The sequence below is a fragment of the Terrabacter sp. P5_B1 genome, from assembly GCF_056400505.1.
The window spans coordinates 1-11,780 of the sequence record NZ_JBFULD010000105.1 but is presented as its reverse complement, the minus strand read 5'-3'; the positions used below and the strand labels follow the sequence as shown (position 1 = coordinate 11,780).

Genomic DNA, 11,780 nt, shown 5'->3' with positions numbered 1-11,780 from the left:
GCCGTGGCGGGGCCGCTCACGCCGCACGGCCCGGCGGCCCAGCGGCGCCGGCTCACTCGCGCGGTCGTGCCGGCCGCACTCGGCGCCGCGGCCCTCGTCGCCGCTCGGCTGCTCTGGGACTGGCACGGCTCGCTGCTCGTCCTCGTGCCGCTGCTCCTCGTCGGCGCGGTCGCGCTGGGGCAGGACCGCTACCGCGCCCTCGGCCACACCGTGACGCCGGGCCACCTCGTGTCGCGCCACGGTTCGCTCGACCGGCAGCGCATCGTGCTCGACCGCGACGGCATCATCGGCTGGAAGGTCGAGCAGTCGTTCTTCCAGCGACGGGCGGGCGTCGCCACCCTGGTCGCCACCACGGCCGCCGGCGCCCAGCACTACGACGTCCTCGACGTCCCCGTCGAGCAGGCGTATGCCGTCCTGGCGCAGGTCAGCCCGGACCTGCTCGCCGAGTTCGCCTGAGCCACGTGCCCGGCGCGCCGACGGCATACGCCCTCTTGTCAGAGGCGCATGGAGGCGCCGACCTTCTCGGTCTGCTCGTCGACTGCACCGCCCAGGCCATCCTCGACCGCGATGTCCCTCGCGTCGACGGGCTCGGTCTGGACCATCTCGCCGACCCCCTCGCCGGGCGCGGTCTCCTGGACCGTGAGCGAGAAGTCGTCACCGTGCTCGCTGACGCCCGCGACGACGGCGTGCTCGACGGCCGCGACGGCGTACTGCCGCCGGACGACCTGCGGGTCGCGCCTCAGGTCCTTCACGAGGGCAACGGCCAGCCCGACCATGATGACGAGGAAGGGCAGCGCTGCGACGATCGTGACGTTCTGCAGACCGGACAGGGCGTCCTCACCGCCGATGAGCAGCATGACCGCCGCGACGGCGCCGGTGGCACCGCCCCAGAAGATCACGGTCTTCTTCGACGGCTCGAGCGTGCCCTTCTCCGAGAGCGTGCCCATGACGATCGACGCCGCGTCGGCACCCGACACGAAGAAGATCGCGACGAGGAGCATGACGACGACGGCCGTCGCCGTCGGCCAGGGCAGGTTGCCGAGCATCGCGAAGAGCGAGCCCTCGGGCGAGGCCTGGGCGGCGATGTCCTTGCCGCCCTGCTGCTGCGCGATGCCCGCGCCGCCGAAGATGGCGAACCAGATGAGCGAGACGACCGACGGCACGAGCAGCACGCCCGAGACGAACTGGCGGATCGTGCGGCCCCGCGAGATGCGGGCGATGAACATCCCGACGAAGGGGGTCCAGCTGACCCACCACGCCCAGTAGAAGATCGTCCAGCCGGCCAGCCACTGCTTCATGCCGTCGCCACCCGCGGCGTCGGTGCGCGCCGACATCATTGCGAGGTCCTTGAAGTAGGAGCCGATCGTGGTCGGGACGAGGTTGAGGATGAAGACCGTCGGGCCGACGACGAAGACGAAGAGCGCCAGCGCGAGCGCGAGCACCATGTTGATGTTCGAGAGCCACTGGATGCCCTTCTCGATGCCGGACACGGCCGAGAGGATGAAGCAGACGGTCAGCACGACGATGATCGCGATGAGGACGGCGTTGCCGACCTTGCCGATGCCGGCGACGATCTGCAGGCCGGAGCCGATCTGCAGGGCGCCGAGGCCGAGCGACGTCGCGGAGCCGAAGAGCGTCGCGAAGATCGCGAAGATGTCGATGACGCGGCCGGCCGGACCGCTGGCGCGCTTCTCGCCGAAGAGCGGCGCGAACGCCGAGCTGATGAGCAGCGAGCGGCCCTTGCGGAAGACGCCGTAGGCGATGGCGAGCCCGACGACGGCGTAGATCGCCCACGGGTGCAGCGACCAGTGGAACATCGTGGTCGCCATGGCGGTCTGGACGGCAGCCGGGTTGCCCGCGGCGCCGGTCCCGGGCGGCGGCTTCACGAAGTGCGTGAGCGGCTCCGTGACGCCGTAGAACATCAGGCCGATGCCCATGCCGGCGGAGAACATCATCGCCACCCACGACGACGTGCGGAACTCGGGGGCCTCGCCGTCACCGCCGAGCGGGATGTTGCCGTACTTGCTCGCCGCCAGCCAGATGACGAAGACGACGAAGCCGGACGCGACGAGCGAGAAGAGCCAGCCGGTGTTGTGCACGACGAACTCGAGGCCGGAGGCGGCGCTCGTGCTGAGGCTCTCGGTGCTGAGCGCGCCCCAGAGGACGAAGGCGATGGCCACCCCGGCGGCGACACCGAAGACGACCTTGTCGACTCGGGAGCGCGGGGCATCCTCGTGGTTCACGGGTGGTGGCTCGAGCGCCGGGTGCAGCACGTCGTCGGGACTCTTGGTCAGTTCACTCATACGTCATGGACGGCACCCGACGAAGGTGCCGTCTGTCTCCTCACAGTTACGTGTCACAGATGTCTTGTGGAAACGTCCACTGTGTCGAAGGTGGGTGGACCAGCGCAAAACGAGCGTTGTGTCGGGACGGCGCGGTCGGCATACGTTCTCGTGGATGTCGTTGTATGCCAATGGCTTCGGTGCCACTTGCATCGCGGAGTGAGATCGCCCACGACGAACGCCGAAAGGCCACGAACCGGCGCGGATCGTGGCCTCTCGACGGTGCTGTCAGCGGGCGGAGCCGACCAGCTCGGGCTCGTGACCGGGGGCGCCCGGGGCAGACGCGACGCCCGGGACGCGGTCGTCCGCGACGAGGTCGTCGTCGTGGTCGAGCATGCTCGACTCGTCGAAGCGGTCCTGCCCGGCCAGGACGCGGGCTGCCTTGTCCTTGTCGATCTCGCCGACCCAGGTGCCGATGAGGACCGTGGCGATCGCGTTGCCGGCGAAGTTCGTCAGGGCGCGGGCCTCGCTCATGAGGCGGTCGATGCCGACGATGAAGCCGACGCCGGGCACGAGGTCGGGGCGGTGCGACTGCAGGCCACCGGCGAGGGTGGCGAGGCCGGCGCCGCTGACGCCTGCCGCGCCCTTGCTCGCGATGATCATGAAGACGAGCAGACCGATCTGCTGGCCGATGCTGAACGGCTTGTCCATGGCCTCGGCGATGAAGAGGCTCGCCATCGTCAGGTAGATCGCGGTGCCGTCGAGGTTGAACGAGTAGCCGGTCGGCACGGTGATGCCGACGACGGGGCGCGAGACGCCGAGGTGCTCCATCTTGGCGATGAGGCGCGGCAGGGCCGACTCCGACGACGACGTCGAGAGGATGAGGAGGAACTCGCGGCCGAGGTAGCGGAAGAGCGAGAAGACGTTCATCCCCGTGACGACCTTGAGGATGCTGCCGAGGAAGGCGAAGACGAAGATCGCGCACGTCGCGTAGAAGGCGAGCATGAGCAGACCCAGGCTCTTGAGCGAGCCGATGCCGGTGGCGCCGACGAGGGCGGCCATGGCACCGAAGGCGCCGATCGGGGCGACCCACATGACCATCGCCATGAGACGGAAGACGAGGCGCTCGAGGTGCTTGATGCCGGCGAGGATCGGCTCACCGGCGCGGCCCATGCTCTGCAGCGCGAAGCCGACGAGCAGCGCGATGAGCAGCGCCTGGAGCACCGAACCCGACGTCAGGGCGGAGACGAGCGTGTCGGGGATGAGGCCGAGGACGAAGTCGACGGCCCCCTCGGACTTCTCCGCGATCTGTGCCTGGCCGGACTTGGCGACGGCCGCGGTGAGGTTGAGGCTGGCACCGGGCTTGACGATGTTGCCGACGACGAGCCCGATGCCCAGGGCGACGGTCGACATGGCGACGAAGTAGCCGAGGGCGAGACCGCCGACCTTGCCGACCTGGGCGGCCTTGCGGACCGACCCGATGCCGAGCACGATCGTGCAGAAGATGATCGGCGTGATCATCATCTTGATGAGGTTGACGAAGCCGGTCCCGAGGGGCTTGAGGCTCTTGCCGACCTCGGGGAAGGCCCAGCCGACGAGGATGCCGGCGACCATCGCCACGATGACGGCGATGTAGAGGAAATGGGTGCGGTCGCGCTTGGGAGCCGAGCCCGGGCGGGCGTCGACGGCGCTGTCGGCAGTAGAACTCACGGTGACCTCCGTTGGCTGGGTCCAGGCGCTGGGCACGGGACCGGTGATGTGATGAGGCTGCCGCCCGCAGTGACTAGGGTCACCTTTGTGTTCATTGAGTTCTCGCGGCCGGACGTGGGCCGTTGAGCTCGGTCCCGACCTCCGTGACCCGGGTGCTCGGCGCGCCGGGTCGGTGGAGCGTCGCGGCGCAGACCTTCGCGCTGCAGGTCCTCATCGCCGTGCTCGTCGTCGGGGCGGGGCTCGTCGGCGCGTACGGCCAGGCGCAGCGCGCCGGTGACCAACAGGCGATGGCCGGCGCCCTGGCAGTCGCGGAGACGATGGCGGCGACCCCCAGCGTCATCGCGGCCGTCCAGGGTCCGAACCCGTCGGTGGCGCTCCAGCCGTACGCCGAGCGGGTGCGGGTGGAGTCCGGGACCGACTTCGTGGTCGTCATGAGCCGCGACGCGATCCGCTACACCCACCCGGACCCGAGCCAGATCGGCAAGAAGTTCATCGGGCACACCGAGCAGGCGCTCGAAGGTGGCGTCGTCGAGGAGGACTACACCGGCACGCTCGGGCCCTCGTCGCGCGTCGTCGTGCCCGTCTCCGACGCCGGCAAGGTCGTCGCGCTCGTCTCCGTCGGGATCCGCAAGTCGGCTGTCGGCGACCGGGTGCGCGCCCAACTCCCCGGCCTGCTCCTCGCCGGTCTCGTCGCCGCCCTGCTGTCGGGGCTCGGGACCGCCCTGGTGGCCCGGCGCATCCGCCGGCAGACGCACGGCCTCGGCGAGCAGCAGCTGCGGGAGATGTACGAGTACTACGACGCCGTCCTGCACGCCGTCACCGAGGGGCTCGTCATCACCGACCTCGACGGACGGCTCCGGCTCGCCAACGACGAGGCGACCCGCCTGCTGGCGCTGCCCGCCGACGCCGTCGGCCGGCCCGTCGCCGACCTCGGCCTCGGTCCCGCGCTGACGGCCGCGCTCACCGACGACGAGGCCCACGTGGACGAGCTGCAGGTGACGTCCGCCCGCGTGCTCGTGCTCAACCGCGGCCCGGCCCGCTGGCAGGGTCGGCTGCTCGGCCACGTCGCGACGCTGCGCGACCGCACCGACCTCGAGGCGCTGACCGGCGAGCTCGACTCCGCCCGTGGCCTCACCGAGGCGCTGCGCTCGCAGGCGCACGAGTCGGCGAACCGGCTGCACACGATCGTCAGCCTCATCGAGCTCGGGCACACCGACCGGGCGCTCGACTTCGCGACGGACGAGCTCCAGGTCTCGCAGCTGCTCACCGACCGCGTCGTGGGCTCGGTCGACGAGCCGGCCTTGACCGCGGTGCTGCTCGGCAAGGCCGCCGAGGCCCACGAGCGCGGCATCGCCTTCGAGATCGAGCCCGGCTCGCACTGGCCGCGGGGCGTCGCACCGACCCGCGATGTCGTGACGATCGTGGGCAACCTCATCGACAACGCCCTCGACGCCGTGACCGGCGATGCCCGAACGCCCGCGGCTCCTCCGCCCGAGCGGCACGTCCGCTTCGGCGCCCGGGTCGAGGGGGCGTATGCCGTCCTCGACGTCAGCGACGACGGACCGGGTCTGCCGCCGGGCGGGGTCGAGGACGCCTTCCGGCGCGGCTGGTCGACCAAGGAGCAGGGCAGCGCGGGCCGACGCGGCATCGGGCTCGCCCTCGTCCAGCAGACCGTCGCGCGGCTCGGCGGGACGCTCGAGGTGACCGGACCGCCGGGTGCGACGTTCACCGTCCGGCTGCCGGTGAGGGGTGGCGATGACTGAGACGTCCGGGTCCCGCGTCCTGCGCGTCCTCGTCGTCGAGGACGAGCCGATCGCGGCGGAGGCCCACACGGCATACGTCGGCCGCGTCGACGGCTTCGAGGTCGTCGCGACCGTGGGAACGTCACAGGCAGCGCTGAAGACCTTGCAGGACAAGCCGATCGACGTCGTCCTGCTCGACATGAACCTCCCGGACCGACACGGGCTCGACGTCGTACGGGCCATGCGCGCGGCCGGCCATCGGGCCGACGTCATCGCCGTGACGTCGGCCCGCGACCTCGAGGTCGTGCGCGCGGCCGTTTCGCTCGGGGTGGTGCAGTACCTGCTCAAGCCCTTCGTCTTCGCCACCCTGCGGGAGCGGCTGCTCGCCTACCGGGCCTACCGCGAGCAGGTGACGAGCGGCGCCGAGATCGGCACGCAGGCCGAGGTCGACGAGGTCTTCGCCGGGGCGCGCGCCGCGGGCGAGGCGCGGCTGCCCAAGGGCATGGGCGAGGAGCTGCTCGCCAGGATCTCGCGCCTGCTGCGCGAGTCCGACGCCGGACGCTCGGCGAGCGAGCTCGGCGAGGCGCTCGGCGTCAGCCGGGTCACGGCCCGCCGCTACGCCGAGTACCTCTGCGACAGCAGGGTGGCCGTGCGCCGGTCGCGGTATGCCGGAGCGGGTCGTCCCGAGGTCGAGTACCTCTGGGCGCGCTGACCGCTCAGACGTTCGCCGGCGTCCTGCGGCCGAGGCGCGCGAGCACGCGCTCCTGACGGTCGGCCCCGTCGGGGACGGTCAGAGCGGGCTTGCAGACGCCGTCGTCGTAGAGGTGGTCGCCGAAGCCGTCGGCCGCGCGCTCGAGCATGTCGAGCTCGCCATCGGTGAGTCGCTCGTCGAGGCCCGCGGCGACCGCGATGTCCCAGCGGTGCACGACGAGGTCGAAGCCGTGGAACGCGACGATCGACTGCCCGACCGTGGTGCGGCCGAAGACGCCGTCGTACTCCATCCCGGCGACGGCCGGGTCGGCGAGCAGCTCGCGCATCCGCTCGTCGTGGGCGTGCCAGGCGGCGCGGACGTCAGCGGCGCTGCGGTCCGGGTGGTCGACGTCGAGGGGGTAGGACGTCGTGGCGTCGACCCCCCGCTGGGCGAGGAACTCACGCTGGCTCGTGACGACGTGGGCCAGGACGTCCCGGGCGTTCCAACCCTCGCAGGGGCTCGGGTCGTCCCAGCGGTCCGCAGGGACGCGGTCGACGACGGAGGAGAAGGGGTCGGRGAGGCGGGTGTAGGAGCCGAGGACATCGGCGGTGGTTGAGGTCATGCCGTCACGGTAGGGACCCGCTCGTCGGTGGGTCTTGATACTTTCCGACACGTGACGACGTCTCCGGGGATGGGGCGCACGGCGGCCCGCGACGACATCGAGCGGGCCCACCTCGTCGACCCCACCGACCGGACGTGGACGATCGCCCGCGCCTCCGTGTCACCCGACCTCGTCGACCTGGCCCGGCGCTTCTGGATCCCGGTCTGGGACGTGTCCGAGGGGCAGGACTCGGTGCAGCGGGTGCTGCAGTACCCCGTCTGCCTCATCGTCGTCTCGGACACCTACACGCGGTTCTACGGCGTCGTGTCCGGCCTCTCGCACACCATGCTGACCGGCCGTGGCTGGGCCGTCGGGGTCATGCTGCAGCCGGCCGCTGGTCACCTGCTGACCGGCGAGCCCGTGCGGTCCATGACCGACCGCTACGTCGACCTCACGACCGTTCCCGCCATCGACGGCGCCGCCCTGACCCGAGACGTCCGGTTCGCCATGCGGCCCGACCCGATCTCCCCCGACGCGCAGGGAAAGGCGCGGGAGGTCGTGGAGGACACGCTGCGACCGCTGCTGCCCGTCGACGACGAGGGGCTGCTCGTCAACGCCATCGTCGAGGACGTCGAGACCTCACCCGAGCTGCTCCGCGTCGACGACCTCTGTGCGCGCTTCGACATCGGGGAGCGCACCTTGCAACGGCTGTTGCACAAGCGGATCGGGCTGGGACCCAAGTGGCTGATCCGCCGCCGGCGCCTCCAGGAGGCCGCGGACCGGCTGCGCGACTCCGACGCCGAGCTGGCCGGCATCGCCGTCGACCTCGGCTACGCCGACCAGGCCCACTTCACGCGCGACTTCCGCAAGGCGACCGGACTGACGCCGGGCGAGTTCGCCGCCCGCTTCCGCTGACGAGCGGCGTTGAACCGCGGACTGCCTCCGGCGAGCAGGTGCGCGCCCTCGGCAAGCGAACCGGGCGGCGGGCGGCCGGCGACTTCGAAGGTCGAGTGCTCACCTCCCGACAGACGAACGCGGTGCCCAAGCCATCGCGGGTCGGCTGGTCCCGTCGGAAAGTGAGCACTCGACTGGGTCCCGGCCTGAGGGGGTGGGCACTCGATGTGCGCGGGGCGTCGGGAAGTGGGAACTCGACGTGCTGGTGGCCGCTGGCGAACTCTCCGCTAGCTCGCGAGGACGTGGGCCTGGCCATGGGTCTGGCGGCGGAGCGCCGCAGCGCACTCGGCGACGACGGCGATCGCGAGCGCCGCGCCGGTGTCGTCGGCGGGCTCCGGGACGATCCGGCTGACGATGCCCTGATTCGCCAGGTCGAGCACGCCGACCTGCTGGAGCTCGGCCATCTCGGCGGCGTGCGACACGTCGCCGTGGACGATCGCGCTCGCGCCCTCGGGCGGCAGCGGTGACAGCCAGGCGTGCTCGGCCGCGATGACCTCACGTGCCGGCAGGAGTGCGAGCGCCCCACCGCCACAACCCTGCCCGAGCACGACGGACACCGTCGGCACCGTCATCGTGGTCAGCGTCGCGATGCACCGCGCGATCTCACCGGCGATCGCACGCTCCTCGGCGTGCGCCGACAGCTCGGCGCCGGGGGTGTCGATGACGGTGACGAGCGGCATACCGAGCTCCTCGGCGAGGCGCATCGCGCGGCGGGCCTCGCGGAGCGCACCCGGCCCCATCGGCGTCGTCGGTGACTGTCGCGCGCGGTCCTGCCCGACGAGGACGCACGGCTGACCGTCGAGGCGGGTCAGGGCCACGAGCATGGTGGAGTCGCGCTCGCCCTCGTCGGTGCCGTTGAGCCGCAGCGTGCCGGTCGCACCGTGTCGGAGCAGCTCACGCACGCCCGCCCGGTCGGGTCGACGGGTGACCTCGATCGACTCCCACGCGGACAGGTGTCGGCTCGGCTCACCCTCGCGGCGATCCAGGCGCGGCACGGTCGGTGGGTCGACGAGGACGCCGAGCGCCCGGTCGACGAGCATCGGCAGGTCCTCGGCTGCGACCACGGCGTCGAGCACGCCCTTGGCCGCGAGGTTCTCGGCCGTCTGCACGCCCGTCGGGAACGGCTCGCCGTTGAGCGCCTCGTAGACCTTGGGACCGAGGAACCCGACGAGCGCGCCCGGCTCGGCCACCGTCACGTGCCCGAGCGAGCCCCAGGACGCATACACGCCGCCGGTGGTCGGGTGACGCAGGTGCACGAGGTAGGGCAGCCGCGCGGCCCGGTGCGCCATGAGTGCCCGCGAGATCTCGACCATGTGGATGAAGGCCGGCGTCCCCTCCTGCATGCGGGTGCCGCCCGACGCCGTCGAGGCGAGGACGGGCAGGCCCTCCGCGGTGGCACGCCGGACGGCGGCCGTGATGCGCTCCGCCGCGGCCCGGCCGATCGAACCGGCGAGGAAGCGGAACTCGTTGACGACGACGGCGACCGGACGGCCGCGCACGCGTCCGCGCCCGGTGAGCACCGACTCGTCGGTGCCGGCCTTCGCCGCGGCGGTCTCGAGCTGGAGGCGATAGTCCTCGGGCTGCCCGCTGATGTCGATGGGCTCGTCCCACGACTCGAAGGACCCGGCGTCGAGCACGAGGTCGAGCAGCTCGTGGGCGGTCCACGGTCGACGCGCCATCACTCGTCCTCCAGCCAGGCACGGATGGCAGGGCCGTCCTCGTCGAGGGTGGGGGGCGCGTCGTGGTCGCGACGGGTCACCTCGGCGCCGTCGCCGTCAAAAAAACGCAGCGGCGGGCCGGGCAGCGTGAGGGGGCCGAGCGTGGGGTGCTCGACCTCGACGATGAGACCCTGGCTCGCGGTCTGGTCCCACCCATACACCTCGTCGAGCGTGCGCACCTTGCCCGCGGGCACGCCCACCTCGGCTAGACGCGCCAGCAGCGGCTCGGCGTCCCAGTCGGCGAAGGCCGCCTCGACGACCTCGATGACACGGTCGCGCGCGGCGACCCGCTCGGCGTTGGTCGCGAGCCCCTCGGCGGCCGGGTCGAGCCCGAAGGCCACGCACAGCCGCTGCCACAGCCCCTCGCTGCCGACGGCGATCTGCACCGACCCGTCGCGGCAGTGGAAGAGGCCGTAGGGGCTGATCGACGGGTGGTGGTTGCCGGCCGAGCGGCCGACCTCGCCGGCCACCGTCCAGCGCGTGCCCTGGAAGGCGTGCACGCCGACGACGGCTGCCAGCAGCGACGTGCGCACGACCGTGCCCCGCCCGGTGCGGTGGCGCTCGTTGAGGGCTGCGAGCACGCCGTACGCGCCGTACATCCCCGAGAGCAGGTCGGCGATCGGGACGCCGACCCGCTGGGGGTCGTCCGGGCCCGAGCCGGTGAGCGACATGAGGCCCGCCTCGCCCTGGGCGATCTGGTCGTAGCCGGCCCGCCCGCCCTCGGGGCCGTCGTGGCCGAAGCCGGTGATCGACAGCACGACGAGACGCGGGTTGCGCTCCAGGAGCGACTCGATGCCGAGGCCGAGCCGCTCGAGCACGCCGGTGCGGAAGTTCTCGACGAGGACGTCGGCCCGGTCGACGAGGGCGAGAAGGACGTCCTTGTCGGCGGCGTCCTTGAGGTCGAGGGTGATCGACTCCTTGTTGCGATTGGCCGACAGGAAGTACGTCGACTCGCGCCGTCCCTCCTCGCCGACGAAGGGGGGTCCCCAGCCGCGGGTGTCGTCCCCGCGGCCCGGCGCCTCGACCTTGATGACGCGGGCGCCCTGGTCGGCGAGCATCATCGTCGCGTGCGGCCCCGCGAGGGCGCGCGAGAGGTCGACGACGAGGACGTCCGAGAGGGGTCCGGCGGACGCGCCTGCGGACTGGGGGGCTGAGGTCATTCGGTCACCATCCGGGAGGTTCGTGCTTGGCTCAGTGGCCTAGCCAATAGGTCAGTGGGCCGACCTGTCAATAGGATGGTCCCATGTCAGCATCGGGGCTGCCCCGCCTCACGAGAACCCGGCTCTACGAGCAGGTCGCCGAGCAGATCAGCGCGTGGATCCAGTCCAACGGCCTCGCGCCGGGCGACCGGCTGCCCCCCGAGCGCGAGCTCGCGCAGCGCCTCGGCGTCAGCCGCGCGACCCTGAGCCAGGCCCTCGTCGCACTCGAGGTCATCGGCGTCGTCCAGGTCCGGCACGGCGACGGCACGATCCTCGCAGAGACCCCGGGACCGCGGCGCATCGTCGAGGCGATCCGCGCCCACGCTCTTCGGCTGCCCGAGATCATCGACACGCGCGACGCCCTCGAGACGAAGATCGCGGCCCTCGCCGCCACGCGCCGCACCCCCGACGACCTCGTCCGCATCGAGGAGGCCATCGCCGAGATGGCCCGGGACGTCGAGGCCGGCGGCCGCGGCGTCGAGGGCGACGAGCGCTTCCACGGCGCGGTCACGGCAGCGGCCCACTCGCTCCTGCTCGCCCGGCTCATGGACGAGATCCGCGACCTGATCCGCGAGACGCGCATCGAGTCGCTGTCGCAGCCCGGCCGGCCCAGCGACTCGCTCGTCGGTCACCGGGCCATCGCCGACGCCATCCGCTCCGGCGACCCCGACGCAGCAGCGGCCGCCATGCACGCCCACGTCGTCATGGTCAGTGACGTGGCGGTGCTGCGAGACGGGATGTGAGCTCGTTCGAGATGCTTGCCGTCCTCGGGGCGGGTCTTGCCGCTGGGATCCTCACCACCACGGTGGGCGTCGCGTCACTCGTGAGCTTCCCGATCCTGCTCGCCGTGGGCCTGCCGCCGGTCGTGGCCAATGCGTCCAAC

General features: G+C 71.9%; 10 protein-coding genes. 5 read left to right on the top strand and 5 right to left on the bottom strand.

Annotated elements, in window-relative coordinates:
• On the top strand, positions 1-456 hold a 456-nt coding region (locus AC1DP0_RS09720), incomplete at its 5' end, for a PH domain-containing protein (RefSeq protein WP_478084099.1).
• 38 nt (positions 457-494) lie between these two features.
• On the opposite strand, the gene AC1DP0_RS09715 is transcribed toward AC1DP0_RS09720, so the two are convergent.
• Both AC1DP0_RS09715 and AC1DP0_RS09710 read right to left on the bottom strand, forming a co-directional pair.
• Positions 495-2,303 carry a BCCT family transporter gene (locus tag AC1DP0_RS09715; protein WP_478084097.1) on the bottom strand — a complete coding sequence of 603 codons (1,809 nt, stop codon included), beginning with the start codon at positions 2,301-2,303 and terminating at the stop codon, positions 495-497.
• A gap of 267 nt (positions 2,304-2,570) precedes the next feature.
• On the bottom strand, positions 2,571-3,992 hold the full coding sequence (locus tag AC1DP0_RS09710) for a cation:dicarboxylate symporter family transporter (protein ID WP_478084095.1): 1,422 nt from the start codon (positions 3,990-3,992) through the stop codon (positions 2,571-2,573).
• 122 nt (positions 3,993-4,114) lie between these two features.
• On the opposite strand from AC1DP0_RS09710, the gene AC1DP0_RS09705 reads away from it, so the two are divergent.
• Entirely contained in the window at positions 4,115-5,755 is a 1,641-nt protein-coding gene (locus tag AC1DP0_RS09705) for a sensor histidine kinase (protein WP_478084092.1), read from the top strand.
• Positions 5,748-6,446: a response regulator gene (locus tag AC1DP0_RS09700; RefSeq protein ID WP_478084090.1), complete on the top strand. Its 699-nt coding sequence runs from the start codon at positions 5,748-5,750 to the stop codon at positions 6,444-6,446. The genes AC1DP0_RS09705 and AC1DP0_RS09700 overlap by 8 nt, the downstream gene beginning before the upstream one ends.
• A 4-nt stretch (positions 6,447-6,450) precedes the next feature.
• On the opposite strand, the gene AC1DP0_RS09695 is transcribed toward AC1DP0_RS09700, so the two are convergent.
• Positions 6,451-7,047, bottom strand: a complete 597-nt coding sequence (locus tag AC1DP0_RS09695; RefSeq protein ID WP_478084089.1) for a TIGR03086 family metal-binding protein — start codon at positions 7,045-7,047, stop codon at positions 6,451-6,453.
• Positions 7,048-7,098: 51 nt separating this feature from the next.
• Here AC1DP0_RS09695 and AC1DP0_RS09690 point away from each other — a divergent pair, with 51 nt between their 5' ends.
• Positions 7,099-7,941 carry a helix-turn-helix domain-containing protein gene (locus AC1DP0_RS09690; protein WP_478084088.1) on the top strand — a complete coding sequence of 281 codons (843 nt, stop codon included), beginning with the start codon at positions 7,099-7,101 and terminating at the stop codon, positions 7,939-7,941.
• A gap of 266 nt (positions 7,942-8,207) precedes the next feature.
• Here AC1DP0_RS09690 and AC1DP0_RS09685 read toward each other — a convergent pair whose 3' ends face one another.
• Positions 8,208-9,659: a carboxyl transferase domain-containing protein gene (locus tag AC1DP0_RS09685; protein ID WP_478084086.1), complete on the bottom strand. Its 1,452-nt coding sequence runs from the start codon at positions 9,657-9,659 to the stop codon at positions 8,208-8,210.
• Entirely contained in the window at positions 9,659-10,858 is a 1,200-nt protein-coding gene (locus AC1DP0_RS09680) for a CaiB/BaiF CoA transferase family protein (protein WP_478084084.1), read from the bottom strand. The genes AC1DP0_RS09685 and AC1DP0_RS09680 overlap by 1 nt, the downstream gene beginning before the upstream one ends.
• Positions 10,859-10,941: 83 nt before the next feature.
• Here AC1DP0_RS09680 and AC1DP0_RS09675 point away from each other — a divergent pair, with 83 nt between their 5' ends.
• Positions 10,942-11,640: a FadR/GntR family transcriptional regulator gene (locus AC1DP0_RS09675; RefSeq protein ID WP_478084083.1), complete on the top strand. Its 699-nt coding sequence runs from the start codon at positions 10,942-10,944 to the stop codon at positions 11,638-11,640.
• Positions 11,641-11,780 lie beyond the last annotated feature (140 nt).